The sequence below is a fragment of the Psychroflexus longus genome (genome assembly GCF_020164595.1).
GTDB lineage: Bacteria > Bacteroidota > Bacteroidia > Flavobacteriales > Flavobacteriaceae > Psychroflexus > Psychroflexus longus.
The window spans coordinates 205,243-227,238 of the sequence record NZ_JAIQZE010000001.1; the positions used below are offsets into that span (position 1 = coordinate 205,243).

General features: G+C 35.5%; 19 protein-coding genes. 8 read left to right on the top strand and 11 right to left on the bottom strand.

Annotation, left to right across the window (positions count from 1 at the left end):
- Positions 1-99: 99 nt before the first annotated feature.
- Genes rpsJ through rpsL form a run of 4 tightly spaced genes read right to left on the bottom strand, consistent with a single transcriptional unit; the run spans position 100 to position 3,400 of the window.
- Positions 100-405 (bottom strand): 30S ribosomal protein S10, encoded by a 306-nt coding sequence (rpsJ, locus tag LB452_RS01005; protein WP_019039487.1) that lies wholly within the window; start codon positions 403-405, stop codon positions 100-102.
- Between the two features lie 12 nt (positions 406-417).
- Positions 418-2,526, bottom strand: coding sequence for an elongation factor G (gene fusA, locus LB452_RS01010; protein WP_224459857.1), 2,109 nt, complete (start codon positions 2,524-2,526; stop codon positions 418-420).
- A gap of 3 nt (positions 2,527-2,529) precedes the next feature.
- On the bottom strand, positions 2,530-3,006 hold the full coding sequence (gene rpsG / locus LB452_RS01015) for a 30S ribosomal protein S7 (RefSeq protein ID WP_224453475.1): 477 nt from the start codon (positions 3,004-3,006) through the stop codon (positions 2,530-2,532).
- A gap of 19 nt (positions 3,007-3,025) precedes the next feature.
- Positions 3,026-3,400 (bottom strand): 30S ribosomal protein S12, encoded by a 375-nt coding sequence (gene rpsL / locus LB452_RS01020; RefSeq protein ID WP_019039484.1) that lies wholly within the window; start codon positions 3,398-3,400, stop codon positions 3,026-3,028.
- Positions 3,401-3,631: 231 nt separating this feature from the next.
- Here rpsL and LB452_RS01025 point away from each other — a divergent pair, with 231 nt between their 5' ends.
- The 6 genes from LB452_RS01025 (at position 3,632) to rlmB (ending at position 13,675) form a co-directional block, all read left to right on the top strand.
- The gene (locus LB452_RS01025; RefSeq protein ID WP_224459858.1) at positions 3,632-5,284 is read left to right on the top strand and encodes a ShlB/FhaC/HecB family hemolysin secretion/activation protein; all 1,653 of its coding nucleotides are present in this window, start codon (positions 3,632-3,634) and stop codon (positions 5,282-5,284) included.
- A gap of 119 nt (positions 5,285-5,403) precedes the next feature.
- Positions 5,404-8,646 carry a SusC/RagA family TonB-linked outer membrane protein gene (locus tag LB452_RS01030; protein WP_224459859.1) on the top strand — a complete coding sequence of 1,081 codons (3,243 nt, stop codon included), beginning with the start codon at positions 5,404-5,406 and terminating at the stop codon, positions 8,644-8,646.
- Between the two features lie 17 nt (positions 8,647-8,663).
- Positions 8,664-10,205, top strand: coding sequence for a RagB/SusD family nutrient uptake outer membrane protein (locus LB452_RS01035; RefSeq protein ID WP_224459860.1), 1,542 nt, complete (start codon positions 8,664-8,666; stop codon positions 10,203-10,205).
- 11 nt (positions 10,206-10,216) lie between these two features.
- Complete coding sequence (locus tag LB452_RS01040) at positions 10,217-10,936, top strand: hypothetical protein (RefSeq protein WP_224459861.1); 720 nt, start codon at positions 10,217-10,219, stop codon at positions 10,934-10,936.
- Between the two features lie 83 nt (positions 10,937-11,019).
- The gene (locus LB452_RS01045; RefSeq protein ID WP_224459862.1) at positions 11,020-12,870 is read left to right on the top strand and encodes a S8 family serine peptidase; all 1,851 of its coding nucleotides are present in this window, start codon (positions 11,020-11,022) and stop codon (positions 12,868-12,870) included.
- A gap of 67 nt (positions 12,871-12,937) precedes the next feature.
- On the top strand, positions 12,938-13,675 hold the full coding sequence (gene rlmB / locus LB452_RS01050; protein ID WP_224459863.1) for a 23S rRNA (guanosine(2251)-2'-O)-methyltransferase RlmB: 738 nt from the start codon (positions 12,938-12,940) through the stop codon (positions 13,673-13,675).
- Between the two features lie 6 nt (positions 13,676-13,681).
- Here the strand turns inward: rlmB and LB452_RS01055 are convergent, their stop codons facing one another.
- Positions 13,682-14,446: a rhomboid family intramembrane serine protease gene (locus LB452_RS01055; protein ID WP_224459864.1), complete on the bottom strand. Its 765-nt coding sequence runs from the start codon at positions 14,444-14,446 to the stop codon at positions 13,682-13,684.
- Positions 14,447-14,542: 96 nt separating this feature from the next.
- On the opposite strand from LB452_RS01055, the gene LB452_RS01060 reads away from it, so the two are divergent.
- Positions 14,543-15,820, top strand: coding sequence for a replication-associated recombination protein A (locus tag LB452_RS01060; protein WP_224459865.1), 1,278 nt, complete (start codon positions 14,543-14,545; stop codon positions 15,818-15,820).
- Here LB452_RS01060 and LB452_RS01065 read toward each other — a convergent pair.
- The 4 genes from LB452_RS01065 to radC are packed head-to-tail and all read right to left on the bottom strand — an operon-like array spanning position 15,817 to position 19,258.
- Positions 15,817-16,596, bottom strand: a complete 780-nt coding sequence (locus LB452_RS01065) for a hypothetical protein (RefSeq protein ID WP_224459866.1) — start codon at positions 16,594-16,596, stop codon at positions 15,817-15,819. The two genes, LB452_RS01060 and LB452_RS01065, sit on opposite strands and share 4 nt — an antisense overlap.
- A gap of 1 nt (position 16,597) precedes the next feature.
- Positions 16,598-17,272 carry a YjjG family noncanonical pyrimidine nucleotidase gene (locus LB452_RS01070; RefSeq protein WP_224459867.1) on the bottom strand — a complete coding sequence of 225 codons (675 nt, stop codon included), beginning with the start codon at positions 17,270-17,272 and terminating at the stop codon, positions 16,598-16,600.
- Positions 17,273-18,556 carry a polysaccharide deacetylase family protein gene (locus LB452_RS01075; RefSeq protein WP_224459868.1) on the bottom strand — a complete coding sequence of 428 codons (1,284 nt, stop codon included), beginning with the start codon at positions 18,554-18,556 and terminating at the stop codon, positions 17,273-17,275.
- A 3-nt stretch (positions 18,557-18,559) separates the two neighbouring features.
- Positions 18,560-19,258: a RadC family protein gene (gene radC, locus LB452_RS01080; protein WP_224459869.1), complete on the bottom strand. Its 699-nt coding sequence runs from the start codon at positions 19,256-19,258 to the stop codon at positions 18,560-18,562.
- Positions 19,259-19,396: 138 nt separating this feature from the next.
- Between radC and LB452_RS01085 the strand changes: the two genes are divergently transcribed.
- Positions 19,397-19,975, top strand: a complete 579-nt coding sequence (locus LB452_RS01085) for an FMN-binding negative transcriptional regulator (protein ID WP_224459870.1) — start codon at positions 19,397-19,399, stop codon at positions 19,973-19,975.
- Positions 19,976-20,011: 36 nt separating this feature from the next.
- Here the strand turns inward: LB452_RS01085 and LB452_RS01090 are convergent, their stop codons facing one another.
- Both LB452_RS01090 and LB452_RS01095 read right to left on the bottom strand, forming a co-directional pair.
- Positions 20,012-20,428 carry a 3D domain-containing protein gene (locus LB452_RS01090; RefSeq protein ID WP_224459871.1) on the bottom strand — a complete coding sequence of 139 codons (417 nt, stop codon included), beginning with the start codon at positions 20,426-20,428 and terminating at the stop codon, positions 20,012-20,014.
- Positions 20,429-20,631: 203 nt separating this feature from the next.
- A complete protein-coding gene (locus LB452_RS01095) occupies positions 20,632-21,987 on the bottom strand; it encodes a UDP-N-acetylmuramate--L-alanine ligase (protein ID WP_224459872.1) in 1,356 nt (451 codons plus the stop codon).
- Between the last annotated feature and the right edge of the window lie 9 nt (positions 21,988-21,996).

The following is a 21,996-nucleotide window of genomic DNA, read 5'->3' on the forward strand; positions in this document are numbered from 1 at the left end:
GAATGTATTTTTCTTCCGTTTTTCCCTCGTCTAATGCTCGGGACATGTTAACTCCTACTCGGTAGGAATTTTAAGATTCCCGCTTTCGCGGGAATGTACTTATACTTTAATCTCTACTTCTACTCCACTTGGTAATTCCAGCTTCATCAATGCATCAATTGTTTTTGATGAAGAACTATAGATATCCAATAATCTCTTAAAAGAGTCTAATTGGAATTGCTCTCTAGCTTTTTTATTGACGTGAGGAGATCTTAATACAGTAAAGATTTTTCGCTTAGTAGGTAATGGTATTGGACCAGTAACCACAGCGCCAGTTGTCTTCACCGTCTTTACAATCTTCTCAGCAGATTTATCTACCAAATTGTAGTCGTATGATTTTAGTTTAATTCTTATCTTTTGACTCATAATAAGCTCTAATTATTCGTTTAAACCTTTAGCACTCTTGATTACTTTTTCAGAAATACTTGCAGGTGTTTCTTCAAATTTTAAAAATTCCATAGTTGATGTTGCTCTACCTGAAGATAGTGTTCTTAAAGTAGTCACATAACCAAACATTTCTGAAAGCGGTACATCAGCTTTGATGATTTTTGCACCAGATCTGTCAGACATATTATTCACTTGACCTCTTCTTCTGTTTAAGTCACCCACGATATCACCCATGTTTTCTTCAGGAGTTACCACTTCAACTTTCATAATTGGTTCAAGAACAATAGCACCTGCGCTTTTAGCAGCTGATTTGAAACCTAATTTAGCAGCAAGTTCGAAAGATAATTGATCGGAATCCACAGGGTGGAAAGAACCATCCTTAAGAGTAACTTTCAACGTATCCATTCTAAACCCTGCTAAAGGACCATTTTTCATTGCTTCTGTAAATCCTTTCTCTACAGATGGAACAAATTCTTTTGGAATTCTACCACCTTTGATTTGATCTACAAATTGCAATCCTGTGCCTTCGAAGTCTTCATCAACAGGTCCCATTTCGAAAACAATATCAGCAAACTTACCACGACCACCAGATTGTTTCTTATAAACTTCTCTATGCTCGGCAGTTTTAGTTACTGCTTCTTTGTATTCTACCTGAGGCTCTCCTTCATTAACTTCAACCTTGAATTCACGCTTTAAACGATCCACCAAGATTTCTATGTGAAGTTCGCCCATTCCAGAAATAATAGTTTGTCCGGAAACTTCATCCGTCTTTACTTGGAATGTAGGATCTTCTTCTGCTAGTTTACCTAAAGCGACACCGAGTTTCTCAACATCGGCTTTTGTTTTTGGCTCAACGGCTATACCAATAACTGGTTCTGGGAAAGACATGGATTCCAAGGTAATTGGATGTTTCAAGTCTGTCAACGTATCACCAGTTTTGATATCTTTAAAACCAACAGCTGCACCAATATCTCCAGCCTCGATGAAATCAATAGGCTCTTGCTTATTGGAGTGCATTTGATACATTCTAGAAATACGTTCTTTTTTACCAGAACGATTGTTTAACACATAAGAACCAGCTTCTAATCTACCTGAATAGGTTCTAAAGAATGCTAAACGACCAACGAAAGGATCTGTAGCAATTTTAAAAGCTAAAGCAGAAAACGGAGAGTCAACGTGTGGCTTTCTAGTCTCGATTTCACCAGTCTCAGGATTCTCACCTTCAATAGCTTCAACATCTACAGGAGAAGGAAGATATCTCATAACAGCATCAAGCATTGCTTGCACACCCTTATTTTTAAATGCAGAACCACACATCATTGGTATGATAGACATATCTATAGTAGCAGCTCTCAAAGCAGCAATTATTTCATCTTCTGTGATAGAATCTTCATCTTCGAAGAATTTCTCCATCAACTCCTCATCATATTCAGCTACCGCTTCTACTAATTCGGTTCTATATTTTGTAACATCAGCCTCAAGTTCAGCTGGAATATCAATTTCTTCATAAGTCATTCCGAAATCTTCTTCATTCCAGATGATAGCCTTTTTAGAAATCAAATCCACAACACCTTTAAAGTCGATTTCATCTCCAATTGGCACCTGAAGAGGTACTGGGTTTCCACCCAACATTTCTCTAACTTGGTTACATACATTGAAGAAATTCGCTCCTTGTCTATCCATTTTATTAACAAAACCAAGACGTGGAACTTTATATTTATCAGCTTGTCTCCAAACTGTTTCAGATTGCGGCTCAACACCATCAACAGCACTAAACAAAGCAACAACACCATCAAGTACTCTTAAAGAACGTTCAACTTCAACAGTGAAATCAACGTGTCCTGGAGTATCAATAATATTTACAATGTACTCATGGTCTCTGTATGGCCATGTACAATGCGTGGCTGCAGAAGTAATTGTAATACCTCTTTCTTGCTCTTGCTCCATCCAGTCCATAGTGGCAGCACCATCATGAACTTCTCCTATTTTGTGACTTATACCAGTATAATACAGAATACGCTCAGTTGTGGTGGTTTTTCCAGCATCAATATGAGCAGCAATTCCAATATTTCTGGTAAATTTTAAATCTCTTTGTGCCATTGTTTAGAATCTAAAATGTGAAAATGCTTTGTTGGCTTCAGCCATCTTATGCGTATCTAATCTTTTCTTAACGGCTGCTCCTTCTTCTTTTGCAGCTGCCATGGATTCCCCAGCAAGTTTTGCTGCCATGGTTTTTTCGTTTCTCTTTCTAGAATATCCAATCAACCATTTCATGGCAATTGATATCTTTCTATCTGGACGAATTTGAGAAGGGATTTGAAATGTTGCACCACCTACACGTCTACTTCTTACTTCGACGTGTGGCATTACATTAGATAAACCTTCTTTCCAAATTTCTAGGGCAGATTTTTCGTCATCTTGCTTTTTCTCTTCTATAATATCCATCGCATCATAAAATATTTTAAAAGCAATTGATTTTTTTCCGTCCCACATCATCATATTGACGAATCTTGTTACTAACTGATCATTAAACTTTGGATCTGGAAGTATGGGACGTTTTTTGGCCTGTCTTTTTCTCATGTCTTTACTTTAACTCTGATTATTTTTTAGGTCTTTTTGCACCATACTTGGATCTACGTTGTAGACGACCTTCTACTCCTGCCGTATCTAAAGCACCACGAACAATATGATACCTTACACCAGGTAAATCTTTTACTCTCCCGCCTCTAACTAATACTATCGAGTGCTCCTGTAGATTGTGTCCTTCACCTGGAATGTATGCGTTTACTTCCTTACCATTGGTCAACCTTACACGAGCAACTTTACGCATCGCTGAATTAGGTTTCTTTGGTGTAGTAGTGTAAACTCGCGTACATACTCCACGTCTTTGAGGACAAGAATCTAAAGCCGCCGATTTGCTCTTCTTAGTCATCTTGCGTCTTCCTTTTCTTACTAACTGTGAAATTGTTGGCATAGTTTTACTTAAATTGTTTTAAAAAATCTATTATTTTTAAGGTTTGCAAATGTAGATATTTAATATTAATAAACAAATTTTAATCTATTAATTTTCAGCAACTAAGAATATGTGCGACGCTTTATATGTATACAACTCACAAACTCAATTGAATCTTGTATAATAAGATAATTCATAATTACGTTTGCAGAACGAAACTACAAATCCTCAAAACTTATTAAAATCCAATACATGAAAAGATTAATTGTTATATTTTTCATTGTATTAGGAGCCAGTAACTCTTTACATTCTCAAGATTTTATACTTTTTACTAAATTCACAAATGACTCTATTGCGAGAGAAACAAAACAAAAATTCGATTCTTACAAGAAAGCAGAGACAAGATTAAATTTCAAAATAGACAGTCTCAAATCTTCAGGCTACTTATTTTTATCAGAGAAAAGAAAAGTCGAAAAAAACAATCTTTTTTCTGCTATCACTTTGAATCAAAAAATCGATTCATTATCTATCCATATTAATGAAAACGATTTTAAGCTTTTCCCTAAAAACTTATCAGTGGTTAGTGGCAAAATCCAGATACCCTATTCAGAAATTGACAATACCCTTAATTTCGTTGTCCAACAGCTAAAAAACTCAGGTCTGGCATTTGGAAAAGCTTCATTATCAAATATTAGAATGAATGAAGAATCTATGCAAGCCGACTTAGTTATTGATACTGGAGTTATGAGAACAATTGATAAGATAAATATCAAAGGCTACTCATTATTATCTGAAACCTATATCACTAGGTATTCAAATTTAAAAGTTGGATCTAAGTTTAAAGAGTCCGACATCCAAAAAAAAACTGAGCAACTGGACAACATCGTTTTTATAAAAGTAAAGAAGCCAACTGAAGTATTATTCAAAAAAGATTCAACGGAATTGTTCTTATATTTAGACAAGTTGAATTCGAATAGTTTTGATGGTTTCCTAGGCTTTGGCAGTGATGAAGAAAATAACTTCCAGCTAAACGGCTATTTAAATATGGTTCTGCTTAACAATTTAGACTTTGGCGAGCGACTTAGCATCAATTATAAAAATAATGGTTTCGGCTTACAAATATTTGAAGGCGACCTGAAGCTTCCATTTGTATTGAAGTCGCCAATAAGTATTGAGGCTGGTTTGAGACTTTTCAGAAGAGACTCTCTTTTCTCAAACAATAGCCAAAATATAGACTTAAATTATCAAATCAATGAAAGGTTAAGTCTACAAGGAGGGATAGACTTTACAAACTCAACGAACTTACAACTAGAAGAACTAGTTTCTTATCAGGAAATTGTTGACTATAAATCTACATTTTATGGTGTAGGGTTTAAATTTATAAAGCTAGGCTCAAGACAGGGATTTAATGAAGATACCTTTGTTAATATCAATACGTATTTAGGAAGAAGAGAATCACAAATAAACGCGGACCAATATAAATTATCGATAGAAGGACAGCACCAAGTCACTATTGATTACAGAAATAAAATTTACATGCATCTAAATAGTCAGTTTCTTATTTCTGACACCTATTACAATAACGAGTTATTTCGCTTTGGAGGGGTAAACTCAATTCGAGGATTTGCAGAAAATTCGCTTATTGCAAATCGTTTTGCAGTGCTTCGTTCTGAATATAGATATCTTCTTGACGATAACTTATTTGTAAATAGTGTTCTGGACATTGGAAATTATAATGACAAAATAAGTAGAATTGACGAAAATATTTTAGGATATGGAATTGGCTTAGGGCTGAGGTCTAAAGCAGGAATTTTTAGATTGATCTTAGCAAATGCAATTTCAGACAGTCAAAATTCAGATTTGTCAAGCAGCAAAATTCACATTGGATTTATTTCATTTTTCTAATAAATGTTACCTGCATATTAATTTTTAACAGTAGTTATATTAAAATAATGCCAATAAAAGTTGTGAGATTAACTTTATATTTTCATTTTTGGCGTTGGCTAATTCAAATAAACAAAAAGATGAAATTAAAAATTAATGGATTATTGACGCTAGTATTAGCGTTTGTTGTGCAAATAAGCTTTGCACAAACCAAAACAGTATCCGGGATGGTAACAGACCCCGACGGCATGCCTCTACCAGGTGTGAACGTCTTAGTTGAGGGCAAAAACACTGGAACGCAAACTGATTTTGACGGAAACTATGTTATCGACGCAGAGAGCTCAGATAAACTTACGTTTTCTTATGTTGGCTTTGACAAGCAAACTATTGCAGTTGGAGCTAAAAATAGAATTGATGTTCAACTCCAAAGAGGTGAATCCTTAGATGAAGTGGTTGTTGTAGGTTATGGAACAACTACAAAACGATCATTCACAGGTACGGCGTCCGTGATCGAGTCAAAGAACATTGAAAACAAAAACTTTTCAAACGTATCACAATCACTTGCTGGTGAATCTGCAGGTGTGAATGTTATTAATACATCTGGTCAGCCAGGTACCAGTTCTACTATTAGAATTAGAGGATATGGTTCTGTAAATGGTAACAGAGATCCATTGTATGTTGTTGATGGTGTTCCATTCACAGGTACTTTAAATGCCATTAATCCAGGAGATATTAAAAGCACAGTAATTTTAAAAGATGCGTCTGCAACTGCTATCTATGGATCCAGAGGTGCTAATGGTGTAATTTTAATTACTACCAAGGCAGGAAGTGCAAAAGAATCTTTTATTGAGGCAGATTTAAGATCTGGTATCAGTACTCAAATGATTCCTCGTTATGATGTTATTACTTCTCCAGAAGAGTCTATAGGGCTTGTGTGGGAGGCTAACAGAAATAAATTCAGATTAAGAGGAAATGCTGATCCTGAAGGCGATGCAAGTAATGCACTTTTTGGTTCTGTTGTTCCAGAGGCTTACAATATGTGGAATGTTGCTAACGGTAGTGAATTAATAAATCCGGCGACTGGTCAAGTAAGAGACGGTGTAACAAGACGATACACACCTCAAAGATATGATGATGTAGGATTTAGAACAGCAATAAGAACTGAAGCCAACGTGAGAATGGGTGGTGGAGACGATAAGACCAAATATTTCTTCTCAGGAGGATTTTTGGATGATGAGGGTTATGCAATCAACACTGGATACGAAAGGTTTTCAAGTAGATTGAATTTAGATTCTCAAGTCAAAGATTGGTTAAAAGTTGGAGTTAATATAGGTTATAGTTATTCTGAAAACATTCAAAACGGTCAAACTAACGGAGCTGAAAACCTGTTTGAATTCGTAGACAAAATGAATCCATTTTATCCAGTATTCTTAAGGGATGAGAACTATGAATTAGTTCCTGATCCAATATTTGGTGGAAATCAATTAGACTATGGTTCCACATCTGCACCGGGCAGAAACAGACCAAATTCTAACAACTTAAATCCAATCGGATCTGCGCTTTATGACTTTAATGGATTTGAAAGAAATGAACTAGTAGGAAACTTTAGAGCTGATATTGATATCACTAATAATTTAAAGTTTGAAACCAATTTTGGTTACCAGTATTTCAATAATAAATTTCTATCCATGGGTAACCAGTTTTATGGAGTATCTGTGCAAAATCAAGGTGATTTATTTGTAAATGATACTGAAAGAACAACAATGAATGCTCTGCAATTATTGAGATATAATAACACATTTGGAGATCATAATTTTGAAATCTTGGCTGCTCATGAAACAAATGACTTTGAAGAAACTAGAAAAACTTCTTTTAAAAGTAAAGCAATTATTCCTGGTGGTCTAGTAGCAGACAATTACATTATTAATTTGCAACAACCAACTGGATTTACTTTTGGAAGAAAATTAGAGTCATACTTTTCACAATTAAATTATGATTTTGATGAAAAATACTTTCTATCTGCATCGTTCAGAAGAGATGGCTCTTCAAGGTTTGCTAACAACAAATGGGACAATTTTGGATCGATTGGTGCTGCATGGGTACTTTCACAAGAAGATTTCTTAGCAGATACAGATTGGATTGACTTCCTGAAATTGAAAGGATCGTATGGTGTAATTGGTGATCAAGGTATTGCAGGTGGAGTAATTGAAGCAAACTATCAAGGAATCAATACTTTTGATGTTGGTAACGTAAATAATGGTTTCGCTATTTCTCCAGCTTTGTTTGCTAATCCAGACTTGACTTGGGAAACATCAAAAATCTTACAATTTGGTGTAGAAACCAATATAGCAAAATGGCTTGATGTCTCTGTTGACTATTACATAAGAGATACTGAGAACTTACTCTTTACAAGAAGAAATGCTCCATCATCTGGTGTAGCTGTTTTGGATGTAAATGACGGTGTATTAAGAAACGAAGGTTTAGAATTCAACTTTGATGTTAAGGTTATTGAAAAACAAGATTTTGGACTTGGAATAAATATTAATGGTGCATCTTATTCTAACGAAATAACAACTATGCCGATTGATCCTGCAACAGGACAACCAGCTATTCAAAACATTGTTGGTAGATACGCTTATTCCAAGGGAAGCTCAATATTTGATTTCTACATGAGAGAATCTGCTGGTGTGGATCCTTCAGATGGTTTCCCAATGTGGAATCAGTATTACAATGATGTGGATGGATCCGGAACATTTAATGCTGACACAGATGAAATAATTGCTTCTATGACTCCATATTTAGCTGATAATCCTGATGCTAACGTGCAAAAGCAAATCACTAAAACATATGCTAACGCTACACAGAAATATATCGGTAAATCTGCAATCCCTGATGTACAAGGTGCATTCCGTATCAATGCAAGATTAAAGGATTTCACTTTATCAACTCAATTTACCTATTCTATTGGAGGTTACGCTTACGATGCGCAATATGCTGAATTGATGCATGACAACAACGGTGGTATTGCTGCAACTAACAGACACGTTGATGTAAGAAACAGATGGAGACAGCCAGGAGATATAACTGATGTTCCATTGATAGCAGATAGAGAAATTCGAAACGTAAGTTCACAATCCACAAGATTCGTGACGAAAACAGATTTCTTAGCCTTAAACAATGTCTTATTGAACTATGATATGCCTAAGGACTATATTGAAAATATTGGATTAAGCAACTTAAACATTTATGCTTCAGGTGATAACTTGTTTATCAGCAGTGTAAGAGAAGGTTTTAATCCAACAACTAGTGAAAGTGGAAATTCAGGAAGAGGATTTTATGCCCCATTAACTACATTCTCATTGGGTGTAAGAGCAAGATTTTAATTAAAACAAAAATGAAAATGAAAAAAGAGATTTTAAAAATCACATTTATCGCATGTGCAGCTTTAGCTATAACAAGCTGTAGCGATGACTACCTGGTTGAAGAACCAACTGGGAACGAACTTAACATTAGGCAGCTTGGTGAAGCTGCTGATGTAAATCCAGAAATACCTGGTGCATTTATGACTGGTGTATATTCTACCATGTTTACAAGAGGAACAGGTGGAACTGGATCTCAGGCAGATATGGGTCAAAAAGGTTATGATATTTATAGCGACATGATAAGTGGAGATATGGCATTAACCACGAGTACTTATGGATGGTACAGAGCTGCTATCACACAATTACAAGCTCCACAAGACTTTACTTTTAATGAAAATTATCATGTGTGGAGATATTACTACAGAGTGATCAACAGAGCGAATTTGGTAATCGAAACTGTTTTAGGAGGGCCACAGCCTGAAGAAGAAACAGAGTTGATGTCTATAATTTCAGAATTGGGTGATGCAAATAGACATATTGTAGCACAGGCCTTCGTAATGAGAGCTCATTCTTACTTTAACTTGACTCAATTTATGATTAATGATGTTACAGCATCATGGACTACTCCAACACTTCCTTTGTATTTAAGAGCTGGAATTGCTGGAAATCCAAAATCAACTACAGAAGAAGTTTATAATGCTATGGAACAAGATTTAACTAGAGCTATTCCATTATTGGCAGATTTTACAAGACCATCGAAAGTAGAAGTTGATCAATCTGTTGCACAAACTATCTTGGGCTATGTATTGGCATCAAGAAAGGACAGATGGAATGATGTGGTTGATATTACTGATGATGCATTAAGTACCACATCTGCTTCATTAATGGTTGATGATAATACCATAAATGGAATCTTAGGAGGTTTCAATGATGTCAACTCTACAGGATGGATGTGGGGAATTGATCTTAATGCAGATATTGGTTTAGGCTTAGTCTCTTGGTGGGGACAAATGGATGCGTTTTCATACAGCTATGCAGCTGTAGGTGACAACAAAGCCATGGATCAAGATCTTTACGAAAGTATGAGACCAGATGACGTAAGAAGAAATCAATACTTTAATAATCCTTCAAGTGCAAGACATTTACAACCTTTGTTTAAGTTTTATGATAGCGACAGAGTTATATTTGGTTCTTCACAAATTGTAAAAGCAGATTATATCTACATGAGATATGCTGAGCCTTTATTACTAAACATAGAAGCTTTAGCTAAATCTGGCAGTGAAGGTGCAGCTAAAACAAAATTGGAGAATTTTGTATCAGCACGTGGAATAGATCCTAGTTACATCTCTGCTTTAAATGGTCAAGCTTTGGAAGATGAGATCTACAAGCAAACAAGATTAGAACTATGGGGTGAAGGAAGATCTTACTTCGCACTTAAAAGAAATGAAGGTACTATAGTAAGAGGTCCAAATCATTTATCTTTTGTTGGTGAAGCTATGCAGTGGAATGATGAAAGATTAACTTTTGAAATTCCACAGCAAGAGATTCAAGACAATACTAATATTAGTGACCAAAACTAAAAACAAAAATAATGAAAAACGTATATAAGTTAATTATGATCAGTATCACAGCTTTATTTCTAAGCTGTGATAACGATGAGATATTAGCTCCAGAAAACTATGCTACTTTTGACACTTCAATGGTTGGGGTAAGCTTAGACGTGGGAAGTTCAGTATCAGGTGAAGTAAAAGTTTTTAAGGGAGGAACTTCTGGAGGTACTTATAATCTAATTATAGACGAATCGACAACAGTACCAATGTCAAGTATTGACGTGCCTAGTTCTGTAGAAATTCCTGGCGGAGCTAACGAAGCTACTGTAGGTTTTACTGTCAATTATACTGATGAATTCAGTGTAACTGGAGGAAATTTAGTTTTGAGATTGGAAGACAATGCTGAAAACATTCTTGGAACTTCTCAAGTAACTGTCCAGGTAAGTGTAACCTGTGAGAATCCAGCAACTGTTAATTTCGAATTCGATGGCTATGCCAGTGAGACAACATGGTCTATCACAGACATGGATGACAACGTTATTTACTCAGGAGGTGGCTATTCAGATGGACAAGCATCATTCACGCGTGAAGTATGTTTGGCAGATGGAAACTACAAATTTGTTGTGAATGATAGTTTTGGAGATGGATTGTCCTTTCCAAACATTGGAACTGCAAGCATAAGTTTTAATGGAAATGTTTTGACAGAAGCTGTTGGAGATTTCGGAACTGGATTTGTAGGGGAATTTACAATTCAGAATTAGACGTAGAATTTATTAAATATTTATTAACTCCGGTTTAGTATAATTATAATTATATTAAACTGGAGTTTTTAATTTAAAATATTATGAGAATATTATTACTTAGTTTTTGTTTATTAAGCACACTTTTAAGTTTTCCTCAGCAGGATTTGAAAGATTTGAAAGAAAAGACTGAAAAGTTCAACAATGAGAGAACCGAAAGAATTTCTAGTTATAGAATGGAATACCCAAAAGCAAGTCTGGAATCAAATGAAAGGCTTTTATGGGATGTAATGAACGGAAAACCAATATACATAGAGAATTATAACCTAAAGGCAGAAAAAGCCTTGAGAACAGACTTTTTAAAAACAAACGGGGCTTTAAGATTAGACTTAAGTGGTAAAGGATTCACAATAGGCATATGGGAAGTCGGAGGTATTCCTGAACTTCTTCATTCAGAGTTTATTGATAATGATTCTATATCAAGAATAGTAGTGAGAGATTCTAGCGAAGTAGAAACTTTCCATGCCACACATGTTGCTGGAACACTTATAGCTAAAGGGTCAAATACGGAAGCTGAAGGAATGGCGCCAGAAGCAAGCTTAGATGCTTATGATGCAGAAGATGATTTTAATGAAGTTATAGAAGCATTGGAAAACAATGAAATAATCATTTCGAACCACTCCTATGGGGTACCAGTTAGAAACTTAGATGGTAATGAATGGTATATAGGCGCTTATTCCTCAATATCTGAAATTTGGGATATAATAGTAAACTTTTTTCCACATTACACTCCAATATTTGCAGCTGGGAATGATGGTAATGCAATATATGATGGTGGTTTTTTGGAGAATTACGATAAACTTACAGGTACCATAACATCAAAAAATACATTATCTGTAGCAAATGCAAGCAGCGTGGATATTGGTAGAAGATCCGGAGATTTTGAAAGAGCTGAGATTAATTTAAGTAGCTCTCAAGGACCGACTGATGATGGAAGGATAAAACCAGATATTACTGGTCTTGGAACATCAATCATATCATCATCGCTGGAAAGCCAATATAGTAATGCAACTGGGACTTCAATGGCATCTCCAAATGTTGCAGGCTCTGCTCTACTATTACAAGAATTGTATGAGAATTTAAATAATGAATTTATGCTCTCTTCAACTCTGAAAGGTCTAATTTCTGTTACTGCAGACGATGCTGGACTCAAAGGTCCAGATCCTAAATTTGGTTGGGGTATTATGAATTCAAAAAGAGCAGCAGAAGCAATAATAAATAATGGAAGTGGAGATTTAATAAAAGAAGACTCGCTTGTTAGTGGTGAAAATCACAGACTAAGGATTGAAAATAGTACAGGAAAAACAATGAGGGTAGCAATTGCCTGGAATGATCCTGCCGGAACTTCTGTTAGAGATACTTTGAATGATCCGACACCCGTGCTTGTTAACGATTTGGATATAAGAATTTCCAACATTAGTAATCAAGAACAATACCTTCCATGGAAATTAGACATTGATGACGCTTCTGCAGCGGCTAAAACTGGAGATAATATAGTTGATAATATAGAGGTCATAGAAATTGATGATCAAGGTGTGTTTGATGTTTCAATAACTCACAAAAACGAGTTGAAAAATGGAAGTCAGATGTATAGCTTGATAATATTAAATGGTTTACAACAGTCCCTTTCTAATTCAGAATTCAATTCTGCAGAAATTTCTTTATGGCCAAATCCTGTAAAGAATAGTTTAAATATCACATCATCAGAAGTGAATTTTGGCAACGATACTAAAGTGTCGATTTACGACATGTTGGGTCGTGAAGTTTTTAATCAGCAAGGGTTTGAATCAGAATCAAATTTGAGTATTGATATGAGCACGCTTTCAAAAGGGATTTATATATTAAACTTAACAGATGGTATGCAAAGCATCCAAAAAAGAATTATTAAAGAATAGATTAACTATTCATAGGATTACTAAAGGGATTGACATAATTTTGTCAATCCCTTTTTAATTATTCATCATGGAAGATTCACACATCATATTCGGCATACATAGTGTTGCAGAAGCTCTAAAGCAAAATAAGGATATTGAGAAAATCAATTTGCTTAAGGATTCTGATAATCCGAAACTCAAGGAGATCGAAGGTTTAGCTAAACAACAGACTGTAAAAGTTTCTTTTGTGCCGATCCAGAAATTTAAAAAGTTTGAAAACTCAAATCATCAGGGTGTCATTGCCTATACCTCTCAAATCACTTACCAGGATTTTGAATCTACAGTTGAAGCTGTATTAGAAACAAAAGAAAAACCTCTATTCTTACTTTTGGACGGAGTAACCGATGTAAGAAATTTAGGGGCGATTTTACGTACTGCAGAATGTACTGGAGTGGATGCCGTCGTGTTGCCGAAAAGCGGCAGTGCACAAGTGAATAATGAAACTATAAAAACTTCTGCTGGTGCAGCTTTTAACATCTCCATCTGTAAGGTAGATCACCTCAAAGACGCTATATTCTACTTAAAGTCTTCAGGAGTAGAACTCGTGGCAGCAACAGAAAAAACTGAAGACACTATTTATGATCTGGACCTGAACAAACCTATTGCATTGATTATGGGTGGTGAGGGTGAAGGTATACAATCCAGTATATTAAAAATGGTTGACCACAGAGGAAAACTTCCTATGCTGGGAAATATAGAATCCTTGAATGTGTCTGTTGCATGTGGAGTAATTTTATACGAAAGCTTAAGACAAAGACTGTCTTAAGCTAATTTAGGAATTAGGATCTTTCCTATAAGTCACTTGCTGTTCATCATCTGCAGTAGAGTCCTGACTATATTTTATGGCATCATCCTCCGGATCAACTGGTCTGAAATTTCCATGATCATCAAATTGCTTCAAAAATTCATCATCTTTGTCGCTTTGAGTCCTAGGTTTATGTACGGCAGGTAAACTGCTGAAATGCGTTGATTTCAAAATAAAGCTAAAAACCAGTCCAGCTAAAAAACCAGAAAGGTGACCTTCCCAAGATATTCCGGGCTTGCCTGGCATTGTTCCCCAAACCAGACTACCATATAAAAAAACAACAATTAGAGACAAGGCAATGAGTCTGAAATTTTTAGAGCGAACGCCTTTGAAAAATAAAAAGGAAGCTAGAAAATAAACCATGCCACTAGCTCCTATGTGGTAAGACGAACGACCAATAAGCCAAGTTAACAGACCGGAGAATAACAAACCGTATAACAAGGACTTCAAGGCAATATCTTTATAGAAGTAAAATAAGCTGGCGGTAAGTACCAAAAGTGGAACAGAGTTCTTGTAAAGGTGCTCGATGCCACTGTGAATAAAAGGAGAAGCTAGGACACCTATCAAACCTTTCACTTGTCTTGGATATACACCAAACGAAGTGAAGTTGAATCTAAACTTAATTTCGATCCAATACACTATCCATAAGAGTAACACCAGCAATATAGGCCATAAAATGGCTGCGACTACCGAACGTTTATGATGCTGGACGATTAGTTCCTTTTGATTCATAATTCAAAAGTATTGAAAAAAGAAGTCAAATAGATTTTTGACGAGAACATAAGTTAGATGTATTTATGGTCAGGAATTAATTCATAATTTTGAAAAATGAAAGCACCTTTAGCAGAACGTCTAAGACCAAAACAATTATCAGATTACTTAAGTCAAACTCATCTCGTTGGTGAAAACGGGACGATTTCACAAATGATAAAACGAGATTTAGTTCCGTCCATCATTCTCTGGGGACCTCCAGGCATAGGTAAAACGACTCTAGCTAATTTAATTTCGAAAGAGACTAAACGGAGCTTCTTCACCCTTTCAGCGATAAGTAGTGGTGTAAAGGACGTAAGAGAGGTCATACAAAAAGCAAAACAAGACCAGGGCCTATTTGAACAAAAGAATCCTATTTTATTTATAGATGAAATTCACAGATTCAGTAAATCACAGCAAGACTCCCTGCTTGGCGCTGTCGAAAAAGGATGGATCACACTTATTGGTGCCACTACTGAGAATCCAAGTTTTGAAGTGATTCCGGCCTTGCTATCCAGATGCCAGGTTTATGTCTTAAATGAATTTTCAAAAGAAGATTTGATTCAATTGCTTCAGAGAGCATTAAAAGAAGACGATTATCTTTCCAAAAAACACATAAATCTTAAAGAGACTACTTCCCTACTCCGGATAAGTGGTGGTGATGCTAGAAAACTTTTAAACATGTTTGAGCTGGTAGTTAATTCTGTTGATGAGGAACATATTATCATCACAAATGAATTGGTCGAAGATAAAATTCAGCAAAAAACAGCCAGATACGACAAAACCGGCGAGCAACATTACGACATTATATCTGCTTTTATTAAATCAATTCGAGGTAGTGATCCCAATGCAGCCGTCTATTGGCTAGCAAGAATGATTGAAGGTGGTGAAGATGTAAAATTTATCGCCAGAAGGTTAATTATCTTAGCCAGTGAAGATATTGGAAATGCCAATCCTACTGCTTTAATTATGGCTAACAACACTTTCCAAGCAGTGAATACCATAGGATTTCCAGAAGCCAGAATTATTCTTAGCCAATGTGTGATTTACCTGGCTACTTCGGCCAAAAGCAATGCTTCATATCAAGCCATCAACAAAGCCCAAGCCTTAGTAAAAGAAACAGGAGACTTATCTGTTCCTTTGTCTATTAGAAACGCTCCTACAAAGCTTATGAAGGATTTAGGTTACGGCGATAACTATAAATATGCTCATAGTTATGAAAACAACTTTGTCCAAGCAGAATTTTTACCTGAAGATATCAAAAACAGTGTTTTTTATGAACCTGGAAATAATAAAAGAGAAGAACAATTAAGGCAGTTTCTCAAACAAAAATGGACTGGAAAATATAAGTATTAATCTATTTTCCTGAAGGTGATATGTTGAATTTCACCCAAATCTTCATCCATGTATTCTACATTGAGATTACCATTAGCATCAAAAAAAGCAGCTCCAATTATTTTTCCTGAGTTAAAAATATAAGTTCCTCTATCTGCAGTTTCCAGTTCAGCATAATTTACTTTCCCCTCACTTGTCAGAAGAATAAAATTTTTATCCTGTTCAATGAGCCAATACGTTTCTCCGCCGAACTTATAGATTTTTTTATTTGGATATTTACTTCCAGACTCAGTGACCTCATCGGCAGATCCGGAAGATTTCTTTTTTACATTGCTAATGCTTTTGAAAGGAGCAGGACTCAAATTTTCATCATAACGATAATTCTCATCTGCCAGAAAAGTAAATGCCTGCTTTAGAGCAGCTTGGTAACCTTCTTTATATTTTTTAATTTTAGTTGAGACTTCTTCAGACTCAAAAATCACATTATCATAGCAGTCTTTTAGCCTGACAATCAAACTTATATTTAGAAAACCACTAGTATCTTCAATTTCAAAAAATAAGGGAGCACAAGTATCTCCTAAAAGTTCCATAGGTCTTTCTTCCTTATCCATATAAACTTCGAATCCCTCTTCTTTCAATAATACGCGTGAAAGAATATTGAGCTGGTATTGATTAGACTCACTCTGAAAATCAAACTGCATAGGGACTATGACATGTTTATATGCATTAAGATTTGATTCTTGGCTTAGCCCAATCTGGGACAGAAACATCAAAACTAAGATTAAGCGTATTCTCATATTAGAATATTTTTTTAAGCTCATTTAAATTTTGGACTTGTAGCCCTTTATAACTTGGATCCTTACCAAAAAATATGGCTTCCATGCCTGAAGCTTTAGCACCTTCTACATCGGCTTCAAGGTTATCACCAATCATAATACTATTAGCATTATATGTCTTAGCTAAATCTAAAGCATATTCAAAAATAATTTTGTTGGGTTTTTTCACACCTGCGTCTTCTGAAGTCGTTACTGTTTTAAAGTAGGGCGACAACTTCGAGTTGCCTAGTTTTTTATGTTGGACGTCATAAAACCCGTTGGTGATAATGTGAAGTTTATACCTATTCTGAAGGTAATTCAATACTTCAAAGGTATCGGGAAATAAATGATTGTGATTGGGTAAATAATCAATGTAGGCTTGTGAAAGGTCGTCTATCATTTGATCTGAAGTTTGAAATTTTAATACCTCAAAAACCTCACTCAATCTCTGAAACCTCAAATTTTGTTGTTCAATTTTTCCTTCTCGAAATAGTTTCCAATATTTTCTATTTATTGGAAGATAAACTTCAATAAACTCTTTAAGTGGTAATTCTATGTTATGCTTATCAAAAATTGTTGCAAAGGTTAGTTCAGAATTTTTATCAAAATCCCAAAGCGTATGATCCAAGTCGAAAAATATATCTGTAATTCCTTTCATTTATAGCATTTCTTTCATGAGTGCAAAAATAGCGTTTTTAGATCCAGATTCAGCAAAATCTGAATTTTCAAATAAAAAATTCATTTGTCCATTTACAGCCTTAATGGATGATTTTAACTCTTTCAGCTCTTCAATTTTATTATACGTGTCGACTGTTTTAAGCACATTAGAATTCAAAACGTAAGGCTGAAGGACAAGACCGGATACTTGCTCCAGGTTTAAATCATAAAATTGAAACGATGTACAGGTTCCAGCTCTAAAGCCTATGTTCTTCTGATAACCCATAGAAAAATCCTCATCGATTTCTAGTTTATTAAAATTAAGATAAGCATCGGGGAAATTAAGATGGTAGTTTTTTATCAGGGTTTTAGACAGGCTTCTATTGACAATACTTTCCCAGCGTTTTTTCTCTTTTTTCAAAATCTCAAAACTATACAAGGCTTCAAAGCCTGGCAAAAGTCCTAAATCCCCATAGTCTCCCATAGATTTTATCAATTTATGGTAAATTCTTTTGTTATAACTTATACCCTTAGTGTAGCGAGAATAATTACTGAGCTGAAAATAAAAATCCAACTTCATTCTATTTTCTTTGGCAAAATTGATGAGTTCATCGTAAACATCATAAGGATCCTGCTGTAACCTCAGCATTGTTTTAAATCTATCAAACATAGATTTTAGCTGTAATTGAAGTAAATCTCTGAGAGATGCACCGACAAATCTTACAAATCCATTATGTCTATGTTTAAATGCCTTGGAAACAGAAATAAGAAACTGACTTTTGAATTTTTTTTGAGGGAATTTAATATCCGGGAATTTAGCTTCAAGTATTGCTTTCAACTTATAAGCCCAAACATCCACGACAGGTGTTCTCAGAAAATCATGTTGATACGCTAAACTTTCTTCTATAGGATAAGAATCTACGTCATTTTTGACGTGCGGTTGATACTCTTCATACCTTGTCACCAGATAGAATGAAGCCGAAAAAATATCAAAAGGGATATCGCTTTCAGAAGACACTCTAAAAAAACAAGGGACATTTTCCCAAAGGTCCATGCTGAAATTTAGGTCGTTAATCCCTAACTCTTCCAGCAGTCCAAATTTTTGAATAAAAACTTCGTTTCCCAACCTTTTTTTAGCATAAGAAAACTTAACCCCTTCAAAAGAAATAAAATCTTCAACTTTTGAAGTAAACTTGACCTTAAACCCTAAAATTCTTCCGCAAATATGTCTAAAAATATAATTTATTCTGGGAGTTTGCTTGGGAATGTAAACCAGTAGTTCCATAAATTAAAGTATGCTTTCATCAGCAAAGCTAAAGTAAGTTTTTTCTGTTACAATGATGTGGTCGAGTACCTTTATATCGAGCAGTTCGCCAGCTTTCTGGATCTTCTGTGTAATGGTTTTATCGGCTTGGCTCGGCTGCAAAGTGCCGGATGGATGATTGTGAGCCAAAATTAACGCCGTTGCTCCTTGGGCCAGCGCACTTTTGAATAACAAACGCGTGTCCACCATAGTCGCTGTAATGCCACCTTTGCTCAATGGAAATTTAAAAATGACTTTGTTGGAATTATTCAACATCAAAATCCAGAATTGTTCGTGGTCCAAATCTCCAATGTAGGGATTCATGATCCTAAACACATCTTTGCTGGACGTGATTTTATCAAACTCTTCCAAAGGTTCTGCTGCTCTTCTCTTGCCAAGTTCCAAAGCAGCCAATATACTTATGGCTTTGGCTTCCCCAATCCCTTTAAATTCCTGAAGCTGTTTCAAATTGAATTTTGCCAGCTTATGCAAACTATTTTCAGACGAATGAAGTATTTTTTTACATAGTTCTACGGCGCTTTCTTCCCGGTTTCCTGATCCGATAAGAATAGCTAAAAGCTCTGCATCGCTTAAGCTTGATTTTCCTTTATGAATTAATTTTTCTCTTGGCCGGTCATCTTTTGACCAATTTTTAATACTGAAGGATTTGGAGGTGGATGCCATCTTTTTCAAAGTTTGATTTAAATATAATTAAACAGAAAATTAAAACTTCTTTTCGAAACCTTCAGAAATAAATTTTCTGAAGTTACCATGAATTTTAATTAGGTTGTAATTTTGAAATCCAAATACACCTTAAGAATTATGAGCTACTTACCAGATCATTTCACTGAAAACAACTGGGGAAATATTAAACCCTTTATTGAGTTATTTCCCTTAGCAACAATGATTACAAGTTTTGAGAATGAAATTTTTACCTCGCATATTCCTTTTATTTTTGAAGAAAATAGACTTCTCGGGCACATCAATAAAGACAACCCACAATTCCATCACCTTGATGAGTGTAGAGTCGAGCTAGTATTTCATGGGGGTGATGCGTACATTTCTCCATCACTTTTTCTTACTGATGAGCTCCCCACCTTTAATTACGCAAAAGTTCACGTGAAAGGTAAGGTCACTTTCGTGGATGATGCCAGGCTAATCACAAGTTTAGTTAACATGACCGATCAGCTAGACTCTAACTTTAAACTTGACTATTCCCATCCGCGAATAGACAAACTAAAACATTTTATCCAGGGTTTTGAAATCTCATTAGAAAGTTTTCATGGTAGGTTCAAGATGAGTCAGGATAAGTCTAAATCTCATTTTAAAAGGGCGAAATCTGTACTAGAAGAAAGTCAGAATCAAAGGTTAAGATCCTTCCTCAAAGGATTAGAGTATTGAATTAATATTATAAAATTTCCAGCCTTTGCGAAAGTCTTAGCGATTTTTGCGTGAACCCTCACCTCCATCAGCTTTTAGAACATCAAAGGTAATTTCAACTTTTTGTTTGCCCCATTCCAAAGCAGCTTCTTCGTCCAGACCCATGTAGATGTCAATCTTGTTGGTCCAGCGTTTGTTCATTTTGTCTTTCACTATATAAGTACCTGGAAAACCATCTATCTCAACTTCTTGATTGTGATCGAGACCAAGTTCAATCAAATCTCTGGACACCGCTATCGCTTTTTCCTCCGCTTGCAAAGTATCTCCCCAGGCAGTTAAAAAAGGATCTCCTTTTTTGGTTTGAGCTTCAGTAGAATTGTAAGCTGTTGCTGTTACAGTCATAGTAATCTCCTCGGAATTTTCACTGTTTTTACAACTTGATAAAAGCAGTAAAGCAACTATTGAAAAAACCATTAAGCATTTTTTAAATGAGTAATTATATGTCATGATTTGTAAATTTTCTGATTACAATTTTTCGCTTAATTTTTTCCGAGTGTACGTATTTAGAGATGAAAGGGGAAGCCCCTTTATGTTCTATTCTCTTTGTTCTAAATGAAGCGTAGCATTCTAAATTCTATCGTTTTTTCTCAATAAAACGCAACACTTTATTCTCTGAATTACTGGATCCAATTTTTAACTTCATTAAAATCTAAGCCTCCATAATTCCCTGAACTCATCAAAAGCAATACATGATCAACGTAAACTTTAGACTTTAAGAATTCTTGAAATGCTTCCGGTTCTGTGAATACTTTTAGATCTTTTCGACCAAAAGCATCGAATATCTGTTCTTCAGTTATAGCTTCCAGCTGTTTTATCTCCAGAGCTTTCGGTGAATAAAAAACAACTGCTTCATCAGCAGCATCCAGAGCTTCTTTATATTCTGCAAGAAATTCTGAATTTAAGCTACTATAAGTATGAAGTTCCAGGCAGGCTAAAACAACTTTGGAAGAAAATTGAGCCTTTACCGCTTTGGTTGTTGCCAGAACTTTGGAAGGGGAATGCGCGTAATCTTTAAAAACGATGGCTTTTTCAGATTTAGCTATTTTCTCCAGGCGCTTGGAAGCTCCTTTAAAACTTGTAATTGCTTCATAAAAATCATCCTCATCCACGCCCATATGCTGGCAGATCCACTTGGCACCAGCGATATTCTGTAAATTATGCTTGCCAAAAACTTCTACAGGCATTGGACCTTCTGCGGTTTCAAGATAGGTTTCACCATTATCAATGCTGTGTTCTGGAGTGGAATAAGCGTGCTTTCGGGTTGGCTTTTTCGAGTTTAGGGCCAACTGAGTCAAAATATCATCTTCTTCATTATAAACCAAAGTGCTTCCATTGGTCATCGTATCCAGAAAGATCTCAAACTGCTCTACATAATTTTCGAATGTAGGAAACACATTGATGTGATCCCAGGCGATACCACTTAACAAGGCAATATTGGGTTCATACAAATGAAACTTTGGTCTGCGATCCAAGGCAGAGCTCAGATATTCATCGCCTTCCAGTAATATGAAATCATTCTCATCTGTCAAATGCACCATCGTATCAAAACCTTCCAACTGCGCTCCTACCATAAAATCGACTTCCTTATCATGGTAATGCATTACATGCAAAATCATAGCAGTAATAGTTGTTTTCCCATGAGAACCGCCTATGACCACCCGTGTTTTTTGTTTGGAATGTTCGTATAAATATTCAGGGTAAGAATAGATTTTCAATCCGAGCTCTTTAGCTTTCAGAAGTTCCGGATTATCGGCTTTAGCATGCATTCCTAATATAACGGCATCAAGTTCAGAAGTTATTTTTTCAGGAAACCAGCCAAATTTATCAGGTAGCAAACCTTTTTTCTCTAATCTCGATTTTGAAGGCTCAAAGATTTCATCATCACTACCTGTGATGTGATCGCCTTTTTCGTGAAGTGCCAAGGCTAAATTGTGCATGGCACTCCCTCCTATCGCTATAAAATGTAAATGCATGAATGTTTA

Excerpts from the sequence above, each read along its gene's own strand:
- rpsJ (WP_019039487.1), bottom strand. The coding sequence starts at position 405 with ATGAGTCAAAAGATAAGAATTAAACTAAAATCATACGACTACAATTTG.
- fusA (WP_224459857.1), bottom strand. The coding sequence starts at position 2,526 with ATGGCACAAAGAGATTTAAAATTTACCAGAAATATTGGAATTGCTGCT.
- rpsG (WP_224453475.1), bottom strand. The coding sequence starts at position 3,006 with ATGAGAAAAAGACAGGCCAAAAAACGTCCCATACTTCCAGATCCAAAG.
- rpsL (WP_019039484.1), bottom strand. The coding sequence starts at position 3,400 with ATGCCAACAATTTCACAGTTAGTAAGAAAAGGAAGACGCAAGATGACT.
- LB452_RS01025 (WP_224459858.1), top strand. The coding sequence starts at position 3,632 with ATGAAAAGATTAATTGTTATATTTTTCATTGTATTAGGAGCCAGTAAC.
- LB452_RS01030 (WP_224459859.1), top strand. The coding sequence starts at position 5,404 with ATGAAATTAAAAATTAATGGATTATTGACGCTAGTATTAGCGTTTGTT.
- LB452_RS01035 (WP_224459860.1), top strand. The coding sequence starts at position 8,664 with ATGAAAAAAGAGATTTTAAAAATCACATTTATCGCATGTGCAGCTTTA.
- LB452_RS01040 (WP_224459861.1), top strand. The coding sequence starts at position 10,217 with ATGAAAAACGTATATAAGTTAATTATGATCAGTATCACAGCTTTATTT.
- LB452_RS01045 (WP_224459862.1), top strand. The coding sequence starts at position 11,020 with ATGAGAATATTATTACTTAGTTTTTGTTTATTAAGCACACTTTTAAGT.
- rlmB (WP_224459863.1), top strand. The coding sequence starts at position 12,938 with ATGGAAGATTCACACATCATATTCGGCATACATAGTGTTGCAGAAGCT.
- LB452_RS01055 (WP_224459864.1), bottom strand. The coding sequence starts at position 14,446 with ATGAATCAAAAGGAACTAATCGTCCAGCATCATAAACGTTCGGTAGTC.
- LB452_RS01060 (WP_224459865.1), top strand. The coding sequence starts at position 14,543 with ATGAAAGCACCTTTAGCAGAACGTCTAAGACCAAAACAATTATCAGAT.
- LB452_RS01065 (WP_224459866.1), bottom strand. The coding sequence starts at position 16,596 with ATGAGAATACGCTTAATCTTAGTTTTGATGTTTCTGTCCCAGATTGGG.
- LB452_RS01070 (WP_224459867.1), bottom strand. The coding sequence starts at position 17,272 with ATGAAAGGAATTACAGATATATTTTTCGACTTGGATCATACGCTTTGG.
- LB452_RS01075 (WP_224459868.1), bottom strand. The coding sequence starts at position 18,556 with ATGGAACTACTGGTTTACATTCCCAAGCAAACTCCCAGAATAAATTAT.
- radC (WP_224459869.1), bottom strand. The coding sequence starts at position 19,258 with ATGGCATCCACCTCCAAATCCTTCAGTATTAAAAATTGGTCAAAAGAT.
- LB452_RS01085 (WP_224459870.1), top strand. The coding sequence starts at position 19,397 with ATGAGCTACTTACCAGATCATTTCACTGAAAACAACTGGGGAAATATT.
- LB452_RS01090 (WP_224459871.1), bottom strand. The coding sequence starts at position 20,428 with ATGGTTTTTTCAATAGTTGCTTTACTGCTTTTATCAAGTTGTAAAAAC.
- LB452_RS01095 (WP_224459872.1), bottom strand. The coding sequence starts at position 21,987 with ATGCATTTACATTTTATAGCGATAGGAGGGAGTGCCATGCACAATTTA.